Source organism: Ruoffia tabacinasalis, from assembly GCF_005864045.1.
Classification (GTDB): Bacteria; Bacillota; Bacilli; order Lactobacillales; family Aerococcaceae; genus Ruoffia; species Ruoffia tabacinasalis.
This window is the reverse complement of record NZ_VBSP01000026.1, coordinates 1-25,115: the sequence shown is the minus strand read 5'-3', so window position 1 is coordinate 25,115 and position 25,115 is coordinate 1. Positions and strand designations below refer to the sequence as shown.

25 protein-coding genes are annotated in these 25,115 nt (G+C 37.6%); 4 read left to right on the top strand and 21 right to left on the bottom strand.

Annotated elements, in window-relative coordinates:
- Positions 1-27 precede the first annotated feature (27 nt).
- The 7 genes from FEZ33_RS07790 to FEZ33_RS07760 form a co-directional block, all read right to left on the bottom strand.
- Entirely contained in the window at positions 28-561 is a 534-nt protein-coding gene (locus FEZ33_RS07790; RefSeq protein WP_138404843.1) for a biotin transporter BioY, read from the bottom strand.
- The gene (locus tag FEZ33_RS07785; RefSeq protein WP_138404842.1) at positions 562-1,566 is read right to left on the bottom strand and encodes a biotin--[acetyl-CoA-carboxylase] ligase; all 1,005 of its coding nucleotides are present in this window, start codon (positions 1,564-1,566) and stop codon (positions 562-564) included.
- Between the two features lie 98 nt (positions 1,567-1,664).
- Positions 1,665-3,389, bottom strand: a complete 1,725-nt coding sequence (ptsP, locus tag FEZ33_RS07780; RefSeq protein ID WP_138404841.1) for a phosphoenolpyruvate--protein phosphotransferase — start codon at positions 3,387-3,389, stop codon at positions 1,665-1,667.
- Positions 3,389-3,655, bottom strand: coding sequence for a phosphocarrier protein HPr (locus FEZ33_RS07775; protein ID WP_138404840.1), 267 nt, complete (start codon positions 3,653-3,655; stop codon positions 3,389-3,391). Before FEZ33_RS07775 ends, ptsP begins: the two co-directional genes overlap by 1 nt.
- Positions 3,656-3,828: 173 nt before the next feature.
- Positions 3,829-5,412 carry a peptide chain release factor 3 gene (locus FEZ33_RS07770; RefSeq protein WP_138404839.1) on the bottom strand — a complete coding sequence of 528 codons (1,584 nt, stop codon included), beginning with the start codon at positions 5,410-5,412 and terminating at the stop codon, positions 3,829-3,831.
- A 91-nt stretch (positions 5,413-5,503) separates the two neighbouring features.
- Positions 5,504-6,154 (bottom strand): DivIVA domain-containing protein, encoded by a 651-nt coding sequence (locus tag FEZ33_RS07765; protein ID WP_138404838.1) that lies wholly within the window; start codon positions 6,152-6,154, stop codon positions 5,504-5,506.
- 96 nt (positions 6,155-6,250) lie between these two features.
- The gene (locus FEZ33_RS07760; protein ID WP_138404837.1) at positions 6,251-7,309 is read right to left on the bottom strand and encodes a M42 family metallopeptidase; all 1,059 of its coding nucleotides are present in this window, start codon (positions 7,307-7,309) and stop codon (positions 6,251-6,253) included.
- A gap of 102 nt (positions 7,310-7,411) precedes the next feature.
- Between FEZ33_RS07760 and FEZ33_RS07755 the strand changes: the two genes are divergently transcribed.
- Positions 7,412-7,858, top strand: a complete 447-nt coding sequence (locus tag FEZ33_RS07755; protein ID WP_138404836.1) for a GNAT family N-acetyltransferase — start codon at positions 7,412-7,414, stop codon at positions 7,856-7,858.
- Between the two features lie 58 nt (positions 7,859-7,916).
- Here the strand turns inward: FEZ33_RS07755 and mgtE are convergent, their stop codons facing one another.
- From mgtE to FEZ33_RS07730, 5 genes are read right to left on the bottom strand one after another with little or no spacing between them, the layout of a single operon-like run.
- Positions 7,917-9,281, bottom strand: coding sequence for a magnesium transporter (gene mgtE, locus FEZ33_RS07750; protein ID WP_138404835.1), 1,365 nt, complete (start codon positions 9,279-9,281; stop codon positions 7,917-7,919).
- Complete coding sequence (locus FEZ33_RS07745) at positions 9,268-10,182, bottom strand: RluA family pseudouridine synthase (protein ID WP_138404834.1); 915 nt, start codon at positions 10,180-10,182, stop codon at positions 9,268-9,270. The genes mgtE and FEZ33_RS07745 overlap by 14 nt, the downstream gene beginning before the upstream one ends.
- 27 nt (positions 10,183-10,209) lie before the next feature.
- Positions 10,210-10,803: a thioredoxin family protein gene (locus FEZ33_RS07740; RefSeq protein ID WP_138404833.1), complete on the bottom strand. Its 594-nt coding sequence runs from the start codon at positions 10,801-10,803 to the stop codon at positions 10,210-10,212.
- Positions 10,804-10,818: 15 nt separating this feature from the next.
- Positions 10,819-11,634 (bottom strand): NAD kinase, encoded by an 816-nt coding sequence (locus FEZ33_RS07735; RefSeq protein WP_138404832.1) that lies wholly within the window; start codon positions 11,632-11,634, stop codon positions 10,819-10,821.
- Positions 11,631-12,311 (bottom strand): GTP pyrophosphokinase, encoded by a 681-nt coding sequence (locus FEZ33_RS07730; protein WP_235888793.1) that lies wholly within the window; start codon positions 12,309-12,311, stop codon positions 11,631-11,633. Before FEZ33_RS07730 ends, FEZ33_RS07735 begins: the two co-directional genes overlap by 4 nt.
- A 157-nt stretch (positions 12,312-12,468) precedes the next feature.
- Here FEZ33_RS07730 and FEZ33_RS07725 point away from each other — a divergent pair, with 157 nt between their 5' ends.
- The gene (locus FEZ33_RS07725) at positions 12,469-13,059 is read left to right on the top strand and encodes a CYTH domain-containing protein (RefSeq protein ID WP_138404830.1); all 591 of its coding nucleotides are present in this window, start codon (positions 12,469-12,471) and stop codon (positions 13,057-13,059) included.
- Between the two features lie 85 nt (positions 13,060-13,144).
- Positions 13,145-13,810: a DsbA family protein gene (locus FEZ33_RS07720; protein WP_138404829.1), complete on the top strand. Its 666-nt coding sequence runs from the start codon at positions 13,145-13,147 to the stop codon at positions 13,808-13,810.
- Positions 13,811-13,975: 165 nt separating this feature from the next.
- Here the strand turns inward: FEZ33_RS07720 and FEZ33_RS07715 are convergent, their stop codons facing one another.
- From FEZ33_RS07715 to FEZ33_RS07675, 9 genes are all read right to left on the bottom strand, one after another.
- A complete protein-coding gene (locus FEZ33_RS07715; protein WP_138404828.1) occupies positions 13,976-14,974 on the bottom strand; it encodes a bile acid:sodium symporter family protein in 999 nt (332 codons plus the stop codon).
- A gap of 334 nt (positions 14,975-15,308) precedes the next feature.
- Entirely contained in the window at positions 15,309-16,172 is an 864-nt protein-coding gene (locus FEZ33_RS07710; RefSeq protein ID WP_138404827.1) for a prephenate dehydrogenase, read from the bottom strand.
- A 13-nt stretch (positions 16,173-16,185) separates the two neighbouring features.
- Positions 16,186-17,040: a prephenate dehydratase gene (locus FEZ33_RS07705; protein WP_138404826.1), complete on the bottom strand. Its 855-nt coding sequence runs from the start codon at positions 17,038-17,040 to the stop codon at positions 16,186-16,188.
- Positions 17,041-17,194: 154 nt separating this feature from the next.
- Positions 17,195-18,958 (bottom strand): ABC transporter ATP-binding protein, encoded by a 1,764-nt coding sequence (locus FEZ33_RS07700; protein WP_138404825.1) that lies wholly within the window; start codon positions 18,956-18,958, stop codon positions 17,195-17,197.
- Positions 18,959-18,971: 13 nt separating this feature from the next.
- Complete coding sequence (locus FEZ33_RS07695) at positions 18,972-20,705, bottom strand: ABC transporter ATP-binding protein (protein WP_138404824.1); 1,734 nt, start codon at positions 20,703-20,705, stop codon at positions 18,972-18,974.
- A 136-nt stretch (positions 20,706-20,841) separates the two neighbouring features.
- A complete protein-coding gene (gene rplT, locus FEZ33_RS07690) occupies positions 20,842-21,198 on the bottom strand; it encodes a 50S ribosomal protein L20 (RefSeq protein WP_138404823.1) in 357 nt (118 codons plus the stop codon).
- Between the two features lie 29 nt (positions 21,199-21,227).
- Positions 21,228-21,425: a 50S ribosomal protein L35 gene (gene rpmI, locus FEZ33_RS07685; RefSeq protein WP_138404822.1), complete on the bottom strand. Its 198-nt coding sequence runs from the start codon at positions 21,423-21,425 to the stop codon at positions 21,228-21,230.
- A 33-nt stretch (positions 21,426-21,458) separates the two neighbouring features.
- Complete coding sequence (gene infC, locus FEZ33_RS07680) at positions 21,459-21,989, bottom strand: translation initiation factor IF-3 (RefSeq protein WP_138404854.1); 531 nt, start codon at positions 21,987-21,989, stop codon at positions 21,459-21,461.
- A 202-nt stretch (positions 21,990-22,191) separates the two neighbouring features.
- Positions 22,192-23,349, bottom strand: a complete 1,158-nt coding sequence (locus tag FEZ33_RS07675; protein WP_138404821.1) for an O-antigen ligase family protein — start codon at positions 23,347-23,349, stop codon at positions 22,192-22,194.
- A 201-nt stretch (positions 23,350-23,550) separates the two neighbouring features.
- Between FEZ33_RS07675 and FEZ33_RS07670 the strand changes: the two genes are divergently transcribed.
- Entirely contained in the window at positions 23,551-24,741 is a 1,191-nt protein-coding gene (locus FEZ33_RS07670; RefSeq protein WP_138404820.1) for a D-alanyl-D-alanine carboxypeptidase family protein, read from the top strand.
- Positions 24,742-25,115: the final 374 nt, after the last annotated feature.

Here is a 25,115-nt window from a genome sequence, read left to right as displayed (position 1 = left end):
AGGTATTTTCAATGTGTAGATTTACATTTATAAGATGCGTTTAAGTCTCTTATAGACAAAGATCGCTAAGAGCGCTTTAAATATATCTCCTGGGATAAAAGGTATCAACCCTAGTTGTAAAACATGCGTAAAGCCAGTTTCAATATCTAATACGTTTCGAAAGATAATATACATGTAACTTAAACCAATTATATATAAAATAACCGTTCCAATTAATGTGATACCAATCAGTTTCGAATTTGTTTCAGGTCTCAATCGTTGTTTGAGATAACTAATAATAAAACTCGCTGGAATAAAACCAATCACAAACCCAAAGGATGGCGATATGAATGATCCAAACCCTCCAGTTCCACCACTAAATACAGGCAGTCCGAATAGTCCAATAACTAAATAAATTAACGTCGTTAATCCCGCGTATTTCGGTGGTAATACTAAACCTATCATTAATATTGCAAATGTTTGTAATGTTATTGGGACCGGACCCAAAGGAATGGTTAGTTGTGAACATATAATTAGTAAAGCTAGCATTAATGCCATTTGTGTCAATTGTCTTGTCTTCATTTAGTTTCCTCCCTTAGCAAACTGACTACTTGATAAATGAATTTCTTGTCCGAATAATTCTTCCATCTCACCTGAAGGCAACTCCACAATTAAGTGACCTTCTTCGTTTATTCCGCGTATGATACCATGTCTTTCCTCAGCTTTAACGGAATACGTCACAGGTTTGTTAATCCCTAATAGATGAGTCGAATAGTAAGGTAAATATTCTTTCTTATCAATCTCTTTAATATAAGTGAGGAGGCGATAGACGTAAGTTGAGAGTAATACATTTAAGTTTAGTTCTTTAGGTAGCTCACTTCCATACAAGGTTCCTGCAACACCTTGTGTCATCTCATCAGCTTCATCGAAGTCACCTGCTAGATTCAGCCCTAAACCTATAACTACCGATGTAATCTGGCCACTTTCGATATCACTGATTGCTTCACATAGAATCCCGCTGACTTTTTTTCCTTCATAAAATAAATCATTAACCCATTTAATATCAATGACTTTCCCAGTGACTTCCTCAATCGCTTCTGACATCGCAGTAGCCGTTGCAATCGTGAATAATGGAATATGTTCTGGTCGTGTTTGGTTAACAGGAACGAGTAAAGATGAGTAGAGTCCTTCTTTTATAGTAGAATGAAAGCTCTTACCGTATCGACCTCTTCCTTTCGTTTGCTTTCTTGAGATCACATACTTACCTTCGTTCGGATGGTTAGCTGCATGTACTTTTGCGACATCATTCGTTGAAGTGACTTCATCATAAAGTGTGATTTTTAAGTCTGCTCCATGTTCGCCTAGTAATAAACTTATTTGTTCTGGATCAATACTTTTCGTACTTTGAATGTATTGATAACCTTTTCTTGGGATACTTTGGATCACATAACCTTGTTCCCGTAATTCTTCAATTGCTTTCCAAACAGCACTTCGTGTCACTGCAAATTCAGTGGCTAATTCTTGACCTGAATGGACTGTACTGTTTCCTTCAGATAATTTCTTTAATAATTTATTTTTTAATGTCATCTTTTACTCCTTTGGTCAACCATATATAATATATGGTTGACGTATAGTGAATAATAAAATCCTAGGCTAAGTAAATAACCTAGGATGCTATATTAAATTTATTTTATTGCTTCTTCAACTAATGCGACTACTTCTTCAGATGATGTACATTCATTAATTGCTTTTTCAGCCAATGCTTGCATATCAGTTAAGTTTAAACGTCTCACTAAACTACGTGTTTTTAATACACTTGAAGCACTCATAGAGAACTCATCTAAGCCTAAACCAAGTAATAATGGTACAGCCGTTTGATCTCCTGCCATCTCACCACACATACCTGTCCATTTACCTTCAGCGTGTGAAGCATCAATCACGTTCTTAATTAAACGTAGAATTGATGGGTTATATGGTTGGTATAAGTAAGAGACACGTTCATTCATACGGTCTGCTGCCATTGAATATTGAATTAAGTCGTTTGTTCCGATACTGAAGAAGTCAACTTCTTTGGCGAATTGATCCGCTAACATTGCTGCTGCAGGAATTTCAACCATAATACCAATTTGAATATCTTCTGAAACTTCTACACCTTCAGATAATAATTCTTCTTTAACTTCTAGTAAGAATGATTTTGCTTCACGGAATTCTTGTAAAGTGGCAATCATCGGGAACATAATACGTAACTTACCATGTACAGATGCACGTAATAAAGCACGTAATTGAGTTTTGAACATATCTTTCTTGTCTAACGAGATACGAATTGCTCGGTATCCTAGGAATGGGTTCATCTCTTCTGGCAATTCTAAATATGGTAACTCTTTGTCTCCACCAATATCCATCGTACGAACAACAACTGCTTTACCATCCATTGCTTCTAGCACTTCGCGGTATGCGTCGTATTGCTCATCTTCAGTTGGGAAGTCAGAAGAATCCATATATAAGAACTCAGTACGGTATAAACCAATCGCTTCGGCACCGTTCTCAAGAACAGCCGTCACGTCTTTAGGCGTACCAATGTTTGCAGCGAGTTCAACTGCGTGGCCATCTTTAGTTTCTGATGGTGAATCCACAAGTTTAGCCCATTCTGCTTTTTGTTCTTCAAAAGCTTGCGCTTTTTCTTCGTATTCTTTTACTTCTTCTTCTGTCGGATTAACAATAATGTGACCTTCCATTGCGTCAACGATAACTAAATCGCCATCTTTAACTTGAGATACAATTGAGTTTGTTCCAACAATTGCAGGAATCTCTAAAGAACGTGCCATGATTGCCGAGTGAGAAGTACGTCCACCAATATTTGTAACGAACGCTTTCACAAACTGCTTGTTTAATTGAGCAGTATCACTTGGTGTTAAATCATGTGCAACAATAACAACTTCTTCGCTAATTGTCGCTGGGCTTGGTAATTTAACGCCTAATAAAGCAGCGAGAATACGTGTTGAAACGTCTTTAACGTCTGCAGCACGCTCTTGCATATAAGCGTTATCTTCCATGGCACTAAACATTTGAATGAACATGTCACTCACATCGCCTAATGCAGCTTCAGCGTTGATTCCTTCGCTCGATACTTTTTCTCTTACTTGTCCAGTAAATTCTGGGTCAGATAAGAACATTAAGTGAGCATCGAAAACTTGCGCTTCCTCTTCACCTAATGATTTTTCAGCAATTGAGCGAATTTGAGTGATTTCAGCTGTCGCTTGTTCAACCGCTTTATCAAAGCGAACTGCTTCTGCTTCAGCATCTTCCACTGTAGTGCGATCAAAAGTTAAATCTGGTTCTGTTAATAGATACACTGGTGCAATTGAAATACCATCACTAGCAGCAATCCCAGTAACTTCGATTTTTGTCATTATGCAGATAATCCTTCGTTTTTCATTGTCTCTGCAACAGCTTCAATGGCTTCTTTTTCGTCGTCACCTTCAGCAGTGATTACAACATCAGCACCTTGCCCAACACCTAAAGACATAACCCCCATGATAGACTTAAGGTTAACTGATTTACCTTTATACTCTAAGTTAATGTCTGAAGCAAATTTACTTGCAGTTTGCACCAATAATGTCGCGGGACGTGCGTGAATCCCAGTCTCAGCAATTACGTTAAATTCTTTCTTTTCCATTCGAAAAATCTCCTTTATAAATGAAATTTTAATACGAGTTTCAAATAAATAAAACCCTTACTTATATAAGAATACCATTTTTTTAGCGTTTCAACAATATAAAACTCTTGATTTAATATCTTTAATGTTTAAAGCATCCTCTATTTAAATATATCCCTCAATAATATCCGTGATTATAACAGTTGTTCTAACTCAATATCTGGATATTTATCTTGGAACCAACGCTCAGCAAATTGATTTTCAAATAAGAACACTGGAGCACCAAAGCGGTCACGAACTAGTAAGTTACGACTTGAAGACATACTTGGATCCAAATCTTCCTCTTTAATCCAACGTGCAATTTTACTCCCCATTGGAGTCATATCAACTTCGGCATTATATTCATTCAATAAGCGGTATTGGAAGACTTCAAATTGAAGTTGTCCAACGGCACCGATAATATATTCTTCCGTATGATATGTTTTGTATAACTGAATCGCACCTTCTTGAACTAATTGTTCAATTCCTTTGTGGAATGATTTTTGTTTCATAACATTTCTAGGGCTGACTTTCATGAACATCTCAGGCGTAAATTGTGGTAGAGGCGGGAAAGCAACAGCCTTCTTTCCTGAATACAAAGTATCTCCAATTTGCAGATTTCCTGTATCATATAGACCGATAATATCTCCAGCAACGGCTGTACTCACTTCTTCACGAGTATCTGCCATGAATTGAGTCGTATGAGCCATGCGTATCTTCTTTTGTGTACGGTTTAAGGTCACATTCATACCCGGTTCAAACTGCCCAGAAGCAATCCGAATAAAGGCAATACGATCTCGGTGTGCCGGGTTCATGTTTGCTTGAATCTTGAAGACAAAGCCTGTGAAGTCATCTTCAACTGGGTCGACTTCATCGCCACTTTCAAGTTCAATCGCTTCCGGTGCTGGCGCTAACTCTACGAAAGCATCTAAGAATGTTTGAACACCAAAACCAGTTAAAGCTGATCCAAAGAAGACGGGCGTTAACTTACCGTTAGCAATCTTGTCTAAATCAAATTCGTTCCCTGCTTCATGCAATAATTGTGCATCTTCTAAAGCTTGTGAATAGATTGATGATTCTTTAAACGAATGCTCACCTTGAGCTTCTCCGTCTTCATCTAATGGAATAAAGATATCATCCTCTTCCTCATCATTCTCTCTTAATTCAACACGTTCATTATATAAATCATAAAGACCGATTAAGTTACGTCCCATACCCATCGGCCAATTCATTGGATACGCATCAATACCTAAGACTTCTTCCAATTCAGCCACTAACTCTAAGGGCTCACGACCATCACGGTCTAATTTGTTAATAAAGGTAAAGATTGGAATTCCACGGTGACTAACAACTTCGAATAATCGTTTCGTCTGTGGCTCAATCCCTTTACCAGAGTCAACGACCATGACTGCCGCATCCACGGCCATTAATGTACGATACGTATCCTCTGAGAAATCCTCATGTCCCGGTGTATCAACAATATTGACTTGATGTCCGTCATAGTCTACTTGCATTACAGAACTGGTCACAGAGATCCCTCTTTGTTTCTCGATTTCCATCCAGTCAGATTTTGCGAATTTGTTTGATTTTTTACCCTTTGCCTTAACTGTTCCTGCTTCACGAATGGCTCCACTGTATAACAGCATCGCTTCGGTAATGGTTGTTTTACCCGCATCCGGATGGGAGATAATTGCAAACGTACGTCTTTTTTTGACTTCTTGCTCTAAATTATTTACCAAATAGTTACTTCCTTTCGTTATTGTCCGTTTCAAAAAAATGGAACAATGCAATGTGATTGAGTTCATCATTGCATTGTTCATAACATAAAAATTATCCGTTTAGTGTTCTCAACTCGATTAATTTTTTCTCGATATTACGTTCAGGTCCTTGAGTTTCTTTTGAAGCTGCATCATTGGCAATCACTTCATGAATTAATTTCTCTAATTCACGTTTCTCTTCATCTGTTAAAGTACTCTCAGAGACTGACTCTTCGTCGCTTTCTTTGCGTTTTTCAACTTTGCCATCTGAAAATTCGTTAATCTGCATCGTAAATTGATCCACTTCACTTTTAGGGAATAGTGATTCAAAATCTGTGCCATCAATAAACTCTGATACTTGATCAACCATTTCACGCATTTCGTCTTTCATGAATGTTAAGCGATCTCTTAAAGCATTCCCACCATTCAATAAATCATTCCCACGATTAATTGTTTCCTCTTTTAATTGAGTTGCTTGCTCATTCGCTTTACTAATGATTTGTTCAGCTTGTCCAGCTGAATCTTCGATTATTTGTGAACCTTTTTGTCTTGCGTCAACGATTCCTTCTTTTAGGGCTGACTCTAATTCGATATAGGTCGCTAGTTGACTTTCTAAGCTTTCAATCTTCTTTTCCAATTCGTCAATTTTACTTGTCTGTTGACTCATCATCGAATCTACTTGACTTGTATTATAGCCAAATAAACTTTTCGATATATCTACCACTCATATCACTCCTCTACACTCTAACTCTCACTATGTTATGTACTTCTTATAGTAGCAAATTTCAAGGCATTTTACACGTTCTTTTTACATATTAATTTAATCAATCATTTCTGATTCTAAATAACTTGCAATTAATTCATATGTAGCGTCTACAGATTCGAAGTGAGTGCGCTCGTAAGCATGACTAGAATCAATGCCTGCTCCGATTAAACCGTGACGAACATCTGCCCCAGCTCTCATGGCTGCTGATGCATCACTTGAATAGAATGGGTAAATATCTAATTGATATTCAATATCATTTGCTTTACATAATTGAACGAATTGATTACGTAAGCCTAAGTGATATGGACCAGATCCATCTTTCGCACAAATCGACACACTATATTCATCCGTCCGTTGGTCATCGCCCATGGCTCCCATATCTACCGCAAGATATTCTTTGACTTCAGAAGCAATATTAGAATTACCTCCATAACCAATCTCTTCATTGGTTGAGATATAGAAATGCGTTGTATGTGCTAAATCAATCTGATTACGGTGAATATTCTCAACCAATTCAATTAATAACGCAACACTGACTTTGTCATCTAAATGACGTGATTTAATAAAGCTTTCGTCCGTAATCGTAGCTCTTGGGTCAAAAGAGATAAAATCGCCCACTTTAATACCAAGTTCTTCAACATCTTCTTGGTTCTTCACTTTATAATCTAAGCGAATTTCCATATTATCTTGATTACGTTCGGCTGTACGCGCGTCTTTATAGACGTGAACACTTGTTTGGTGCATAAGGATTGTTCCGTTATACTCTTTATCTTCTAAACTTGAATGAACGGTACAGTACTCTCCTTCAATCGCGTTAAAAGTAAAGCCACCAATCAAATCAAGTTTTAAGCGACCATTCGGTTTAATCGCACGAACCATTCCACCTAAAGTATCCACATGAGCTGTCACAAAGCGATGACTTTCCTTATTCTTACCATCGATACTTACAAGTAAGCCACCCTTGGGCGTCACTTCATAAGTTACACCCATCTCATCGAACAAGCCACAAATATAATGGATAATATCTGCGGTATAACCCGTTGGAGATGGAATCGTTGTTAAGTTTTTTACATTTTCTAATCGTTTTTTTGATACTTCTTTTATTTCTGTCATAAAAACACCCTTTGCTCATTGTATTTATATTCTGTATTATAGTAAAATAACGTCAATAATGTCACTGTGATTAATTATACATGAAATCGTGGAGGGTTTTAAATGAAATTTACTTGGGTATTAGATGGAGACACTTCAAAATTAAAGGACGCATTCGATATTCGTAAGAAAGTCTTTATTTACGAACAAAATGTTGATCCAGGACTTGAATTAGATGGTTTGGATCAGCAATTAATTCACCTAATTGGATATATTGACAATCGTCCCGTCGCAACGGCACGAATCAATCTTAATGACGCTAAGACAAAAGCAAAGATCCAACGTGTGGCAGTTCTAAAAGAACAAAGAGGTCAGCGCTTAGGATTTAAATTGATGGAAGAAATTGAAAGATGGGCAAGAGAAACTAACCCTTCCATTGAGGTACTTAGCTTATCTGCTCAAGATCCAGCTATCCCCTTCTATGAGAAATTAAATTACGCAATCACAAATGAAGAAGGCTACTTGGATGCCAACATCCCTCATCATGACATGGAAAAACAAATCAATTAAAAAACGACCCTTTGACTATTTTAAAACAGTCAAAGGGTTGTTCTTTTTGTGTATTGCTTTAAATAATTGCTGATAAGAATAATTGAGCAATACTAAAGTAAATAAATACTGAAGTTAAGTCACTCAGTGTTGAAATAAATGGTCCACTCGCAACTGCAGGGTCAAAACCAAGTCTGTCCATAATCTTCGGTATAAATGAACCTGCAAGATTCGCTACGATAATTGCAGCCATCATCGCAATTCCAATGACCGCTCCTAGAACAAGGTTTTGTTTCCAAACTAAGACGATTAACATCACGGTAATTCCGACAATTAATCCAGTAATCGCACCGGTAATTAATTCAAATATTATTGAAGAAAAGAAATTATCGTCATCGTATTTATTTGTTAATTTCCTTACGGCTACGGCCAATGACTGGGTTCCAGCATTCCCGGCAGTACCTGTAATTAAAGTAACAAAGGCGGATAAGACACTTGCTTCAGCGATTAGCGCATCATACTGACTAATTAAAGTCGCTGTTCCCATTCCTAAGAATAGTAAGGTTACTAGCCAAGGTAGACGACTTCTTGCTGCTGATAGTGGCGTGTCATGGGTCTCTCTAACGTCAACCGCCGCTAAACCAGAGTAGTCACTATCTGCTTCATCTTGCATAACATCTAAGACATCATCAACCGTAATAACACCTAATAATTCACGGTCAAAACCAACAACAGGAAGCGCTAAAAGGTCATAATCTTGAACCATTTTGGCTACTTCTTCTTGATTATCATTTACTTGAACCGAAATCACACGGGTATTCATCACATCATGAATTAATTTATCTTCATCATTAATGATTAAATCTCTCAGTGAAATAACCCCAACTAAACGGTTATTCTCATCAACGACATACACATAGTAAATCGTCTCCGCTTTAATCGCTTGCTCTCTCAATCTGTGATAAGCGGCACCTAAGGTTGATTCTTCCTGAACAGAGATAAATTCTGTCGTCATAATCGCCCCAGCGGTCTCGTCTAAGTAATTAATCAATGAACTGATTTCGCGAGCACTTTCCGCAGGCATTAGGTTCATATAGAGATTAATACGTTCACGGTTTTTTAAGTTATTCAACACATCAACCGCATTATCGGCATACATCTCGCCTAGAACTGACGCAGCATAAGGTGGAGACATCTCTTCAAAGTAGATATCAATCGTCTCGTCTTGCGATTCGAGCATGTCGAAGACATCTGCTAATTCTGAAGGAGATAAATATTGATAAATCTTTTCACGATCCTCTTTTTCCAAATTCGCAAATATCTTACTTTGCTCATAATTATGTAAGGCTAGATACTCGGTTCTAAATCGAGTCATCCGGTTTTCGTTCAATAATTTTTTAAACGTTTCAATACTCTCTTCAAGAGATCTTTCAAATATCTCCATATTCTATCTCCTCTTTTCTGTTATTTAACCACGTGTGCATATCTTCTGGTATGGCTTGTTTGATGTGGATGTCTTCTCCTGTAAATGGATGAACAAACTGTAACTCACCACAATGCAAGGCTTGTCTTGATATTACGGAATCTTTTACTCCGCCATATAAATCATCGCCAACTAAAGGCCCACCCTTGTGGGCTAAGTGAACTCTGATTTGATGTGTACGTCCTGTATGAAGCTGCATTCTTAGTAAACTTGCCTCTTCTACTTGTTCTTTTAACCAATACTCAGTTAAAGCGGCTTGCCCTGTTGGATCCACAATCCGACTGATGATTGATTCAGGATTGCGCCCAATCGGTGCGTCGATATAACCATGCTTGTCCCAATCCACTTTATGTGATAAACCGTAATAGATTTTAGTTAGACCTTTGCTTTGGATTATCCGGTCCATATAAGCATGGGCAAGTCGGTGTTTGGCAATCAACATCAATCCGGTCGTATCACGGTCTAAACGAGTGACGATATGAATCACTTGGTCTTTATATTCTTCTCTTACATAATAACCTTTAATGCGATTTGCCATCGAACTATCTGGATTCTGCTTTGAAGGAATGGAGACCGAAGCACTCGGTTTGTTCACAATCAAGAAATCACGGTCTTCGTATACGACATCAATTGGAATGTCTGACGGTGCCACTGTCTCATGCCCGTGTTCATCCGGGGCAATGAGTGTTAACACGTCCCCTTGGTTTAAGGTCGCTCTCACGGTCACTTCTTCTTGATTCAGTAAGATTTGCCCACCGTTGTGCTTCACCGCTTTTACAAAATTTCTTGGAATCCCTTCAAAGTGTAAAAAGCGTTTAATCGTTTGTTCTAAAGTATCTTGATACTCCCATGTTAAAATCACATTATCTTCCTAACTTGTTAGAATTTTCTATTGGTATTCTTCAGTATAGAGCGTGAAGAATTGTTCAATTTGTTCCATTGATGACTCATGACTGATTCGCTCTTTTGCTTCGCCATCTTCCATCACTAAGACATAAGGAACAGTCTCGACACCGAATGTTTGCATGGCTCCTTGGAAGGTCGCATCTTGTTCGTGTGCTCGAGTATTATAGTAATAGATTGGAACGTTTAAATCACTAGCAATTTGGTTAATCTTTGGTGAGAAAGCTTTACACCAAGGACATTCATCAAAGCCAATATATAATAAACTCGCTTGTTCACTCGTCATTTGAAGAAACTCAATATAATCTGCTTCTGTTTGAACTGCTTCAATCTGTGAATAATCCACAGGCGATTGTGTCCCTTCTGCATATGTTCCTATCTTATCTAGGGATTCATAAATCATTCCTTTAGCGTCCTCATTCATAGTTAAGAACGTCGTATCTTCTGGAATAGTGACAGGCGCATTGGTTCGTTCAACTCCAGCGAGTGCTGTATGTTCAAACTCTTCGGCTTGACTACTACACGCCACTAACAAACCAATCGTCATAACTAGGCCAATAACTTTCAAAAATCGTTGCATCTGTAAAATTCTCCTTTAAAGTGATTGTTTTCTTCCAATAAACGCATTTTCAACTCGGTCCCAAAAATGGGTATGTTTAAAGCTTGCGAATTGAATCCGCTGTTTAGCAACTTGACAAGTCACTTTGGACACTTCGTAATTCAACCAACTTTGATTATCCACGGAAAGAATCGCAGATTGCGTATTCTCTGGTTTCAAAGTAAACCATTCATCTGAAGGAATAATAATTGGAGAACTTAAGGTACGATACACTCGATTATTTATTGAAGCCATCTCAGTCATTTGAATCGCATCTAGGCGCGGATGGATGACTGCTCCCCCTAAAGATTTATTCAAGCCTGTTGATCCGGTTGGTGTTGAAATACTAATGCCATCTCCTCGGAAAGTCTCGAAGAAGTGGTCTTTAATATAGACATCACTCACCATGGTTCCCATCGTTGAACGGATGGAGAATTCATTTAAGGCTAACATCTTCTTGCACCGCCCATCTTCTAAATAAATTTCGACATTGAGTAAAGGATAAGACACCGATTGATCGGATGCATTTAATAATCCATCCACAACCGCATCCACTTCATCGCTAAGCCAATCCGTATAGAAGCCTAGATGTCCAGTATGAATTCCGACGAATCTCGAATGTTCAATATATTGTTCGAAATGATGAAAGGCAGATAAGAAGGTTCCGTCTCCTCCAATTGATATAATAAAGTCTGGTTGCTCACGTTCATCCACAATTTCAATCTGGTGTTTATTTAATTTGTTTGTGAGTTCAGTTTTAATAGATTGAGATTGAGGTTTTGTATTTGAATAAATTAGTACCGTTGGTTTCATTGATTTACCTCATAATTCCCTTTATTTATTGCTGTATCGGGGTCCTCATATCTTTGTTCGAAGAATTGTGTCGCTTCGCGTATCTCTTCTCGAATCTCTGACATTTCTTGATCCAGCATAAATGCGGCTTCTGAAGCTCTTTCTAGTCTCTCAAGAATATGATTTGGATATTCTCCTTGATACTTATAGTTCAGCGAGTGCTCAATTGTCGCCCAGAAGTTCATCGCTAATGTTCTAATTTGAACTTCTACAATGACGGTCTCTACATTCTTTGCGCGTTGCACTGGGTATTCAATGACCATATGATATGATCTGTAGCCACTTGGCTTATGATGGTGAATGTAGTCACGGATTAATAATACTTTAAAATCCGTCCGCGCTTTAATTAACTCAGCTACTTCATAGATGTCTTCAACAAATTGACACATGATGCGGATTCCAGCAATATCTTGAACACCGATTAACATATCTTCAGATTCAATTTCTCGCATTTCCATCTTCTCGAGAATACTCTCGCGTGTCTTTACGCGTCCTGTGACGAACTCTATCGGCGTATGGCGGTGTAAAGTTCGGTATTCTTTTCGAATATTCTTTAGTTTCAGCTTTAATTCTTCTACAGCTTGTTCATAAGGAGCTAAGAATAAGTCCCAATTCTCGATAAAATTATCTTTTATCAATTTAGTCACCGACTTTCTTATTTTTGTATAAGTATATTTATTTGCATATAGTAATGAACTATTATAGGATATATGACGGACTGTAATGGACATACAGTTTTTTTTATTTTTTGTATATATTACATTGTACATAATTTAGCTAAGAAAGGATATATACATGGTATCTTCAATTGAAAGAGAATTAAAAACACTACTAAGTAAAGCCGAGTATGACAAGCTTTATACTTATTTTAATTTACAAAATCAACCAAAAATCATTCAATCCAATTACTATTATGATACAGCAGATGAAATTTTCAAGCAAAATAATTCAGCGCTGAGATTAAGAGTATTTGATAATGGTTCGAGTGAATGGACAATTAAAGAGAGAGTGTCTGAACTTGAATCGATTGAACTTACTCAATTCAATCGAGAGAAAGTGATAGACGTGCCACAAGCATTGAATGAAGACATTATTTATTCAGCGGATATCCAGGAGTTTATCGCTTCAAGAAATATCGTCTGGACTGATATTAAAAGAACAATGAGTCTCATTACAGAACGTTATAATATCGACGTTCCTTATGGATTATATGCGTTAGACTATACTCAATATCCGCAAGCTGAAGATTTCGAATTGGAACTTGAATCTGAAGATATTGAAGTTGCTTTAGAACAATTTAATTCACTGTTAGCGAGTGTTGATATATCTTACAAACAAGCAGAAACGAAGTTATCACGCGCACATCGATACTCTACAAATGAATAAATGAACAAGCCTATCATTCGCTAATAGTTTACTTTATTGTTAATATTAACTATACCAAATATAAGAAAGGAGGAGGAATTTCTAAATGAGTCAATATCAAATCGAATATAGACACAATGGCGTTCCAAGTGTATTTGAATTATTTTTATTCGTTAATCCATTAGGGAAAAATTGTTACACTTGTCAACATGAAGTTTTAAAGTTAATTGATTTAGTAACGTCAAACATAGATTTGCACATCCTACCTTTTCATAATCAACGTTTAGTTGAAGACTATATGCAACAACTTGGTATCAAAAAAACAAACTTGCAGGAGAGAAATTACATCTTTCAATCTGTATACCGGGCATCTCTCGCATATAAAGCAGCCTGTATGCAAGGGAAACGATTAGGTCGTTATTTCTTAATGCGCCTTCAGGAGACAATCAATGGCGATATTTCTAAATTTAGTGAAGAATTCGCAGTTGATCTTGCCAAAGACGTTGGATTAGATGTCGAGATATTTCAACAAGATATGCAGTCGGATTTTGTTAAACAATTGTTCTTAAAAGACCAAAAGACTGCCATCGATATGTCAGTTGAATCTACCCCTTCTCTAGTTATTTATGAATACGTCACAGGCGAAGCAAGGTTATTAGAAGGCTATCCAATAACTTTAGAAACAATCTTAGATGAGATTGATGCTTTAATATGTGATGGCACTAATCATGAAGAATCAGGTGCGAATGTGCCAGCATTACGACTTCTATAAAACTTAATTTAACAGGGGCTGACCTATCGCCCCTCTTTTTTATGCGCATAATAAGAGGCTCAACAACTGTGGACAAATGTCACCACGATTGTTGAGCCTTTTTTGTTTGGGTGGTGCGTGTGTTTTTCACTCACTTACCTATTGACACTCCACACAAATCTAAAATTAATATGTTCTTTGTAAAACTGTTGCACTCGCATTTCTTGCTCGCGCTGCTGCTTTTCCTCCCTCGGCTTCTTTCGTATCTTTCTTAGCACATAAACTACCAAACATCATTCCAACAAGTGTATGGACGATCGTTCCAGCTGCACCCGCTAAGGCTGCTTCTGGTGAAAAATGCGTTAAACCTAAACTTGCGGATAGTCCTGTATTTTGTGCCGCAACTTCAATCGCACACGTACGTTTTGTTATCGCAGAAGCATTGAATAACCCATAGATAAAGTAAACAATTGCATAAGCTAATAAATGATGAACTAATACTGCTAGGACAACCGTTAGCCCACCGGTTAGTAAATTCTCACGGTTCACTGATACTGTTCCAGCGAGAACTAACAGTACCGCCATCGATGAGAATGATGGCATCGCTGTCTTGATCTTTTCTGACTTGTCCCCTAAGAGATGAGACACAACTAATCCTAAGACAATTGGCACTAAGACGATTTGTGTGATGGATAAGAACATTGGCCAAAAAGCAATATCAATAAATGCTCCGCCATAAGTCGCGATCAGAAGTGGTGTAACGAATGGGGATAATAATGTAGACACCGTTGTAGCACTCACTGAAAGTGGCACATTCCCATTAGCTAATAGAGCCATAATGTTCGATGCGGTCCCTCCAGGAACTGATCCAACTATGATTAAACCTAAAGCCACATCACCTGATAGACCGAATAATTTAGCAATTGCAAAAGCGCTCAGTGGCATAAATAAGTATTGAATGGCAGAAACCATAATCACGCTCGTTGGGTTTTTAAGAACATGAGAAAAGTCAGATGCTTTCAATGTCAAGCCCATGGTGAACATAATGATTTGAAGTAATACACTCACATAACCACTTAAAGGTGTGAAAAAACTTGGGAACATTAAGGCTAGTAATGCCGTTAATACTACGAACATTGACAGGTTACTTGTAAAAGCGCTATTAAACTTTTTAAATAAATTCATGGATGAATCCTCCTATTATTTTCTGTGTAATTTGATAAATATGCACGTCGCTTTCAATGTCACTCATCGTTTTACCACTCCTTTGAATAATAAAAACCCCCACTCTAGATTACTAGAATGGGGGTTTGTTATCTGTTCCCATTCATTCAAGACGAATAGGACTTTTTAAACTGATTATAAAATCAATTTAACAAGTCCGGTCTTTGAATGACAATAATAATATTGTTGAAATGGGTAAACATAAGATAACCTCTTTTATCATTTATTTTTAATGTGATTATAATATAACTCACTTAAATTCTAATTGCAAGGAATTTAATACTTTAAATTGAAATTAAATCATTAAGTCATTCTTTTCCAAATCTACACGGCGGCGAGTGGCCTCAATAAAGGTTTCTTCTAATTCACGTTTATTATCCGTTAAGAGCGATTCTTTAATTTTTGTCATTTCTGCTTCAAATTCGCTAATAACTTGAACAAGCACATCCTTATTATTTAACATCAATTCTGACCACAGATTCTCATTTAGTTTCGCAATTCGAGTTAAATCTCGGTAACTGTCACCGATGAATTGCACCGTATTACGTTCAGGTTGATCACTATTAATTAAGGCCGCTGCAATACAATGGCATAATTGACTCGTATAAGCGATTAATTCATCATGAACAATGGGCGTTACTTGAGTTAATCTTTGGAAGCCAATTTTCTTAAGAAGGGCTTTAAATATATCCATATTCTCTGACTTATTCGAAGCGAGTGGTGTTAATATATAATTCGCTCCTATAAAGGCTGTATGGTCTGAGTATTCAAAGCCTTGTGATTCCCGCCCTGCCATCGGGTGTCCAAAGATAAAGTCGACTTGTTTAGGTAGAATTGGCACGATACTGTCAATCACATATTGTTTAATCCCTGTCGTTTCTGTCAGGATGGTACCCTCTTTGAAAGCGTCTGAGTTATGTAGAATAAACTCTTTAATATTCTCAGGGTATAGGGCAATAATGACGATATCAGCACGTTGTAGAATCGTTTCATTCTCAACTTCACCTTCTGCAATCACACCGGCTTCCAGGGCTTTGTCGAGTGTCGCTTGGTTTCTATCAATTCCCATCACATAATAATTCGAACTGTCCGAAGCCTTAAATGCTTTCGCAAAGGAACCTCCGATGACACCTAAACCAACAATTGCAATCTTTTGCATTTTTATCTCCTTCCTAAACGTCTAAATAAATACTTTTTGACACTTGATCATATTGCCCCATGATTTGAAGGTATTCTGATACTTGATCTAGAGTCTGAATCAATATGTTCACGGGTGAACTCATCTCTTTAATCGACACTTCTATAAAGAATCCATAAGTAAATGCCTGATTCTCAATCGGTCTGGCGCTTAAGTTTTGTAAGTTGCAATTGAAAATATCAAATACTTGAAGCAACTTAGATAAAGCACCCGATTCGTGACGAGTCTCAACATATAGACTTAAGCAAGTCCCGGTATATTCTCTTTCTTGAATCTTTTCAATCACATAGAAACGGGTCGTGTTTGTTGATTCGTCTTGCACATTCTCCATTAATGGAACTAAATGATGTAACTCCCCTGCTCGAGGACTCGCAATTGCAGCAATATCCCGTCGATTTAATGATTGAATATATGACGCAGCTTTGGCAGTGTCTTCATATACCTTGCTTTCAATCAGTGGATACGAATTAAAGAACACCTGACATTGCGACAAGGCTTCAGGATGTGAATATACCATCTGAATGTCTTCTAAGCGACTTCCTTCCACTCCCCATAAAGTATGTCGAACAGGTTGGTAAGCCTCTGCAATCGCCATGACAGGCTTATAACGCAGTAAATCTGTGACACGAGCAATGATGCCGGTCGTTGAGTTCTCAACTGGGACGACAATTAAATCCAACTTGTCATCTAATAAATCATTCACGACCGCTTTAAAATCTCCATAAGGTACTGGTATGGCCTCTGTCGTTGTATCAGTCAATGTCTTTATATAATCTTGTAACGTTGCCTCACTATAAGAACCGGCAATACCTTGATATCCTATACGCATCCAAATTCCCCCAAAAATAAAAAACCACAGTCACTCAGATTGCTCTGATGAGTGACTGTGGGTTTATTGTATTCAATGTCACTTTCCATTAACTATTGCTAATATTGTAATCGAAATTAGCATTAAATGAAAGGTTACATTCAATCTTTATATATTAAGTATTAAATTGGCTTTGATATAAGTCATAGTAGAAGCCTTTTTGTTTTAATAATTGCTCATGGTTACCATGTTCAATGATTTGGCCATCTTTCATCACTAAGATACGATCGGCATCTTGGATGGTTGAAAGGCGGTGGGCAATAACGAAACTCGTACGCCCTTCCATCAAGCGTTCCATCGCTTTTTGAATCAACTGCTCTAGTCGAGTATCCACCGAACTTGTCGCCTCGTCTAGAATCAAGATTTTAGGATCAGATAATAAAGCACGTGCAATCGTTAGTAATTGTTTTTGACCGAGAGAAATGTTACTCGACTCTTGATTCATACGATTCTCATAACCACCTGGTAACGTACGGATAAAATGATCCACGTTAGCCGCTTTGGCAGCTTCAACAATTTGCTCGTCTGTCGCATCTAAATTACCGAAACGTAGATTTTCTTTAATCGTTCCTTCGAACAACCAAGCATCTTGTAATACCATCCCGAATTGCTCGCGATATTTTTGTCTTGAAACGGCTCGGTTGTCTACGCCGTCCAATCTAATCGACCCTTTATCCACATCATAAAAGCGCATCAGTAAGTTAATCATCGTTGTCTTACCTGCACCTGTTGGACCAACAATCGCAATCGTTTCACCCGGTTTAACCTTTACAGAGAAATCTCTAATTAATGGTTTTGTTGGAGTGTATTGGAAAGAAACATCATCGAAAGTCACTTGCCCTGTAACAGGTGAAGGTATTTCTTCCGTTACTTCGTTCAATTCTTCTTCTTGGTCTAATACTTCCCAAATACGTTGCGTTGCAGCAACAGCCGCTTGTAATAACCCCGTAATTTGAGTCACCATTTGAATCGGTTGGTTAATTTGCCATACATATTGAGTAAAGGCTTGTAAGTTACCAACTGTTAGGCGTCCTGCAATCGTGAACATACCACCGAGCACCGCAACAACTAAGTAAGCTAAGTGAGATACGACGGATACTAAGGGCATCATTAAACTTGATAAGAAGCTTGCTTTAAAGCCGATATCTGCTAACTCTCCCGTAATCGTACGGAACTCCTCTACAGAACTATCTTCACGCCCATATAAACGAATAATATTAAACCCAGTAAAGTTCTCTTGAACGAAACCGTTCATTCTACCTAAGACATCCGCTTGTTTCTTGAAGTGTTGTTGAGAAATCTTCACTACACTTTGAGAAACAAAGTAAGATATCGGCATACTAATAAAGACAATGAGCGCTAATTGCCAATTCAAAGTCAGCATCATGATCGTGACAAAGATAATCGAAAAGAATGCCGTTGTTACTTGAATTATTCCTTGTTGCAGTGAGTTGGAAACTGTCTCAACGTCACTAGTAATACGTCCTAAGATATCTCCAAATTGGTTACGGTCAAAATAAGCCACGGGGAGACGGTGAATCTTACGAATGATATCATCACGTAAATCACGGGTCATGTTCTGAACCGCAATTGTAATGTAGACGTTCGATCCATAATTTGTCCCTTGAACAATAAATCCACGAATGACATAAACAATTAGAATGGTAATAATATATTCATAATTGATTGCCGCTCCTTCAGCTCCACGGGCGATATCCACGACGTTTTGAGTAATTTCGGTAATAGCTAATCCTAATACGAACGGCTCAACCACTGTCATTAAAACGTTAATGATTAAGAGTACGAGGGCTAAGATTAGTTGTTTATTATATGTTTTTAAGTATTTCCATAAGTTTCCAAATGTTTTTATTTCTTTCATCTAGCTCACTCCTTTACTCTTCTATGGTTGGATTTTTCATTTGTGAATTTGCAATATCACGGTAAATCTCATTCTCAACCATTAATTCTTCATGCGTTCCGCGTCCGACAATCTCACCTTCGTTTAAAACGATGATTTGATCAGCGTTCATAATTGAGCTCACACGTTGAGCAACGACTAATACCGTTGAATTTGTTGTCACTTCTTTCAAGCGACGACGTAATTCCGCATCGGTCTTATAATCCAGTGCAGAGAAACTATCATCAAAGATATATACATCGGGCTGTTTCACAACTGCACGCGCAATCGATAGTCGTTGCTTTTGTCCACCGGATAAGTTTGTTCCACCTTCAGCTAAGAATGAGTGGTAACGTTCTTGAGTCTTATGGATAAAGTCACTTGCTTGCGCCACATCACTGGCACGTTCTAATTCGTTTTCCGTTGCATTGTATTTCCCGTAACGTAAGTTTTCTCCAATCGTTCCAGTGAATAACAATGCTTTCTGAGGAATGAAACCAATCTTTTGACGTAAAGCTTTTAAGTTATAATCACGTACATCCACACCATCGATGATGATACGTCCTAAAGTAACATCGAAGAAACGCGGAATAAGTTGAACTAAAGTCGACTTACCACTTCCGGTACTTCCGATAAAGGCAACCATTTCTCCAGGTTTCGCTTCAAAACTAATATTATGAAGGACTGGATTCTCAGTTTCTCCTGGATAAGCGAATGTCACATTATCAAAAGTTACGTAACCATGTGTTTCAGTTTGAGTTATACCGTCTTCATTCACAGATATAGAAATCTCGGTATTCATTATTTCCTGTAAACGATTCGAAGAAACGTTCATTCTTGGATACATAATGAATAATTGTGAGAACATCATCACTGAAAATAAAGCGTGAAAGGCATATTCCACAAAAGCAACCAAGTTACCTACTTGTAATTCTCCAACTGCTAAAGGTTGTAGCGATAGTCCCATAATAAGAACAATCATCCAAACGAGGATATGCATGAAGATTGGGTTTGCTGCTGCCATTAATTTGAATAAACGCGTGGCGATATTTGAATAATGACGACTTTCTTTATTGAAACGATCTTCTTGATACTTCTCACGAGCAAAAGAACGAATCACACGTAGTCCTGTTAAATTCTCTCTCGCATATTGGTTAATTGTATCTAGAGACGTTTGTTGAGCTTCAGATAACGGTCTAGATTTCTTAGCAATGACATAAATCGCAACTAACAGAAACGGCATTGACGCAGCTACAATCCAAGCCAATGACGGACTGGTTATAATGATCATCACAATACTTCCGAAGAACATTAACGGTGTATTCACACCTAAACGCAGTGACATCTCAGCGAACTGCATTAACACGAACGCATCGTTTGTTACACGCGTTACTAAAGATGGAACACCAATCTTTTCAAATTCTTCATGTGAGAACTTTTGCGTATAATCGAAGATGTCATTACGCATATCTCGGATCATGATATTGGTTAATTTACTTGAGGCATAGGATAATAGAATACGTCCAAGTGCACCCAATATAATAATCCCTAACATCACCATGGCTAGGGTAAATAATAAACTTTGATCTCCTGGAATAATTGCTTGGTCAATCATAATTGATAGCACTGTAGGTAAGCCTAAGTTTACTAATACAAAAAAAAGGCTTCCGAACACATCTAATGCAAGCAGTCCGGGATAATTCTTAATATAACGCCAAATATAATTCATATGATTCCTCCTTTGTCTAAGTTCTATCTTAAACATCCGTATTTATTATGGCAACAAATACAGATGTAATATTTCATTTTTTTTGGTATTTTTAACAATAAAAAAGGAGTCTCATTACTGAGACTCAAATCTTAGATTAAGCTAAAGCTGCTTTTGCTTGCTCTACTAAAGCTGAGAAAGCTGCTTCATCGTTAACTGCTAAGTCAGCTAACATTTTACGGTTCATTTCGATACCTGCTTTTTTTAGACCATTCATTAATACACTATAGCTCATTCCGTTCATACGAGCTGCTGCGTTAATACGCGTAATCCATAAACGACGGAAGTTGCGTTTTTTCTGACGACGGTCACGGTAAGCGTAAGTATGAGATTTCATGACTTGTTGTTTAGCCATCTTGAATGAAATACTTTTTGCTCCGTAATAACCTTTTGCTAATTTAATTGTACGTTTACGACGTTGACGAGTAACGTATCCACCTTTAACACGTGCCATTGTGAATTCCTCCTTTTAGTTCGTTGATATTATAGTTGTGAAATTTGTTGTTTGATGCGTTTGAAATCTGAACTAGATACTAACGCTGCTTTACGTAATTGACGACGTTGTTTCTTAGTTTTACCGTGGAAACGGTGAGAAGTAAAGGCTCTAGAGCGTTTTAATTTCCCTGAACCTGTCTTTTTAACACGCTTTGCTAATCCACGATGTGTTTTTTGTTTTGGCATGATAAATCCTCCTATGTTTTAAATAATAATGTTCTATTCTTCGCTACTTATTGGGGCAAGAATTGCGAACATGCTACGTCCATCCATCTTAGGTTTAGTTTCAACAGTTGACACTGCATTCGCGTCATCAAGGAAATCCATGATAACGTCGCGTCCTAAGTCTTTATGTGTAATTGCACGGCCGCGGAAACGAATTGAAACTTTAACTTTGTCTCCTTTTTCAAGGAATTTAATTGCTTGACGTAATTTTGTTTGGTAGTCATGGTCTTCAATCCCTGGGCTTAAACGAATTTCTTTTAAGCTGACAGTTTTTTGATTCTTACGTTGCTCTTTCTCTTTCTTCTGTTGCTCATAACGATATTTACCGTAATCCATGATTCGAGCGACAGGGGGTTTTGCGTTAGGAGACACAAGCACTAAATCTAATTCAAACGACTCGGCAATAGTGAGAGCATCCTGAAGAGACTTAACGCCAATCTGTTCGCCTTGATCTCCAATAACACGTACCTCACGTGCACGAATGCCATCATTGATAGGTAATTCTTTTATGATCTCCACCTCCATGTATTTTGAGAAACAAGTAACAATAAAAAAAGCAAGTTTATAAAATAAATATAAACTCGCCGTTAAATATAGACACACCACTCCTAGTGGCAGACTATGTATTTGCCAAATTCACTTTGGCGAGAAACGGCTCGTTTCTACTTGTTTTCTCAACTAACACATAGTACCACATAGATTATCGAAGTGCAATGTTTTTTTAAATTTATTTTGTTTTTTCTGTTAATTGTTGTATTGGCACGATAACTGCCAGGAAAATGTACCCCGTTTGTGTCCAAAGGATTGATACATCCATTAATCCATGGACGATCACAGTCACGAGCATCGTTGAAATTAAAGCAAATTCCTTACGGTACTCTATCTGCTTCGCTAATCTGACTATAGACTTTAAGTAATCTTTCATCATAAAGCCTAAGATAATGACCCCAATTACACCGTAATCAGCTAAGGTATTAATCCCTAACTGATGTGCATGCATATCTGCTTTGTCAGTATATAAGTAATATAAATTCATATAACTCATGGCCCCACGACCAAACAGCGGATTACTCATAAAAATCTGCCAACCAACATCCCATAGCGCAAACCGATCCTGAAAAGCGTAAGCAATCGAGCTAAACCTAGGGATTAAGTCTGGATTGATAAATAAAGCAATCCCTCCAACTGCTGCCAGTCCCAACATATACCATACATATGACCGCTTCGTCCAAAAGACAAACCAAACAATCGCCACCGCGACTGTAGGGAGCACCATCCGCGAAGCCGTTAGTAAGATACTCATGATATTCAGGACAAATGAAAGATAATAGTAGGCTTTAAATCTCTTAGCATAATCACTCTTTAACAGTAGATACATACCAATATTAATCGCAAAGATACAATATAAGCCGTAATAATTCGGATTAAAGAAGGTCGACTCTGCCCTCGTCTGAACATTCGCATATTGGAATACATAGAGTAAAGTGTAACCTTCACGGAATACATAAGAGACATAAACAAGGAGTGCATAGATAGCGACAGGAATACTTCCCAGTACGAATATATTCAACGTCTTCAAGTATCTTTCTACTGTAACCCACTTCAAGTAACTACTAAAGTAAATCACAAATAAGAAAAAGACTAAGGTGATTAAAACACCGATGTAGTTTCGATTAATTAATGAAACGATTAGAACATAAAGTATAAATATGCTCAACCATTTGTTTTTAATAAACGTTCGCATTGTTAAACTACGTTTCTGCCATATTAAGTAGGTAATCGCAAGCAATAGTACAACAGCGTGAAGATAAATAGGTAGTAATATGGCAATAGAAACAATATAAAACAAATTTGGCCGAATATATTTTTTCCAAGCCGATTTCATTTCTCATCCCCCTCAATGTGATTATTTACATTATAGTCTACTTTATTACTTTTTAATAATACAAATTCAAGAAAATGCATAAACAAAGTTTGAATTTTGTGTGAAAAGATATGTAATAAAGTAAAAATATCCCAAGGCTATTTGAAATGCGTAAATAGTTCGCTATAATTAATTGGTATTAAATTTGAGGAGGTCATCACTTTGTTCAATAAACGAACAATAAAGTGGCTTACCGTGCTTTCTTTAACAAGCATGTGTTATGCCAATCTATATCCAACTACAGCCCAAGCTGTAAGTAAAACACCTATCTTTAACTCTAACAATGTATTGTTAGAACCTTCAGAACCAATTGAACTGCCAGAAGATTACCCTAGTGAATTGCAAGAATGGTACGATAGTAATATGGACGCTCGTTCGTATGTCGTGATTGATCAGGCAACAAACAAAATTCTTGCCAATCGTGAAGGGAATGTTCCTTACCCAATTGCTTCAATGACGAAAGTATTATCAATGTACTTAATCTATCAAGCCTTAGATGAAGGTACTTTGAAACTTGACCAAGAGATCGAGATTCCAACAGAAATAGTGGAAGATATCTCATCTAATGTGGAATTATCAAACGTCTGGTTGGTAGAAGGGATTACTTACCCCGTTGAGGATTTAATGTATGCCGTCATGTTACAATCTGCCAATGATGCGACTTCTGCATTAATGTGGGAAATCTATGGTAGTGAACAAGCTGCAGTCCAAGCAATGCAAGATCAACTTACTGAGTGGGGAATTACAAACGCTCAGATGTACTCAACTTCAGGTGCACCAAATAGTGAAGTTCCAGAATCATGGTGGATGCCTGGTTCGAATGAGATGAGCGAGAATACGATGTCCGCAGCAGATATGGCCTTAGTGGCCCAACATACGATTGAAGAATATCCACAAATTTTAGATATTTCGTCAACCCGTGAATATACCTATATGGAAGGTACAGACGAGCAACAAGTATTATATAACTCTAACCAATTACTTGAAGGTGGAAGTTATGGTCGTTCTGGTATTACTGGCTTGAAGTCTGGTTTCACTGATGCTGCTGGATTGAACTTTGTGGCAACAGGTAATCAAGCAGACCGTGACTTTATTGCGGTAGCGATGGGAACTTTCGGTGAAGGTATGAGCTCATACTGGGAGATCGAAATCCTGTTAGACGGCTTATTAGATCATCCAGAGGTGATCGACCTTGACCTACCTACTAACCTCAAAGCACAAGAGCCTGCTGAGGAATTAGTGGAAGAAGCAGCCCAAGAAGATCCAGCGACAGAAAATAGTACCCCAATTGAAAACAACCGTGACAACGCGATTACTAACTTCATGCGAGATATCTTCGGAGTGTTTAATTAATTATATGACTAAAAGAGATGCAATGTTTGCATCTCTTTTTTTCGTTGGGTATAAAAAACACAAGAATCTGAAGTGTTTTACTCTTTCTAAACTATTGTATTAAAAATATATGTTTTCAGTATTATCGGGAAAGTTAATGTGGAGATGAGGGGGCTCGTCCATTCCCCTTCACAGCAACGTTTATAGTTAGATAGTAATGGTTTTGGTAATGATTTGTACTAAAATTTCACGCATACGCCTATATTTTTGACTACCGCCAGCGAAATGTACCAGCGTTGCCAAGTTTTGTACCACCCTTTGCCATGAAATGTACCAGTCATTGCCAACCTGTTTACCACTTATTAACTTCTGTATAATTAATGTGCATGCCTACG

Coding starts and splice junctions, on each gene's coding strand:
- FEZ33_RS07790 (WP_138404843.1), bottom strand. CDS start 561: ATGAAGACAAGACAATTGACACAAATGGCATTAATGCTAGCTTTACTA.
- FEZ33_RS07785 (WP_138404842.1), bottom strand. CDS start 1,566: ATGACATTAAAAAATAAATTATTAAAGAAATTATCTGAAGGAAACAGT.
- ptsP (WP_138404841.1), bottom strand. CDS start 3,389: ATGACAAAAATCGAAGTTACTGGGATTGCTGCTAGTGATGGTATTTCA.
- FEZ33_RS07775 (WP_138404840.1), bottom strand. CDS start 3,655: ATGGAAAAGAAAGAATTTAACGTAATTGCTGAGACTGGGATTCACGCA.
- FEZ33_RS07760 (WP_138404837.1), bottom strand. CDS start 7,309: ATGACAGAAATAAAAGAAGTATCAAAAAAACGATTAGAAAATGTAAAA.
- FEZ33_RS07755 (WP_138404836.1), top strand. CDS start 7,412: ATGAAATTTACTTGGGTATTAGATGGAGACACTTCAAAATTAAAGGAC.
- mgtE (WP_138404835.1), bottom strand. CDS start 9,281: ATGGAGATATTTGAAAGATCTCTTGAAGAGAGTATTGAAACGTTTAAA.
- FEZ33_RS07740 (WP_138404833.1), bottom strand. CDS start 10,803: ATGCAACGATTTTTGAAAGTTATTGGCCTAGTTATGACGATTGGTTTG.
- FEZ33_RS07735 (WP_138404832.1), bottom strand. CDS start 11,634: ATGAAACCAACGGTACTAATTTATTCAAATACAAAACCTCAATCTCAA.
- FEZ33_RS07725 (WP_138404830.1), top strand. CDS start 12,469: ATGGTATCTTCAATTGAAAGAGAATTAAAAACACTACTAAGTAAAGCC.
- FEZ33_RS07720 (WP_138404829.1), top strand. CDS start 13,145: ATGAGTCAATATCAAATCGAATATAGACACAATGGCGTTCCAAGTGTA.
- FEZ33_RS07715 (WP_138404828.1), bottom strand. CDS start 14,974: ATGAATTTATTTAAAAAGTTTAATAGCGCTTTTACAAGTAACCTGTCA.
- FEZ33_RS07710 (WP_138404827.1), bottom strand. CDS start 16,172: ATGCAAAAGATTGCAATTGTTGGTTTAGGTGTCATCGGAGGTTCCTTT.
- FEZ33_RS07705 (WP_138404826.1), bottom strand. CDS start 17,040: ATGCGTATAGGATATCAAGGTATTGCCGGTTCTTATAGTGAGGCAACG.
- FEZ33_RS07700 (WP_138404825.1), bottom strand. CDS start 18,958: ATGAAAGAAATAAAAACATTTGGAAACTTATGGAAATACTTAAAAACA.
- FEZ33_RS07695 (WP_138404824.1), bottom strand. CDS start 20,705: ATGAATTATATTTGGCGTTATATTAAGAATTATCCCGGACTGCTTGCA.
- rplT (WP_138404823.1), bottom strand. CDS start 21,198: ATGGCACGTGTTAAAGGTGGATACGTTACTCGTCAACGTCGTAAACGT.
- rpmI (WP_138404822.1), bottom strand. CDS start 21,425: ATGCCAAAACAAAAAACACATCGTGGATTAGCAAAGCGTGTTAAAAAG.
- infC (WP_138404854.1), bottom strand. CDS start 21,989: ATGGAGGTGGAGATCATAAAAGAATTACCTATCAATGATGGCATTCGT.
- FEZ33_RS07675 (WP_138404821.1), bottom strand. CDS start 23,349: ATGAAATCGGCTTGGAAAAAATATATTCGGCCAAATTTGTTTTATATT.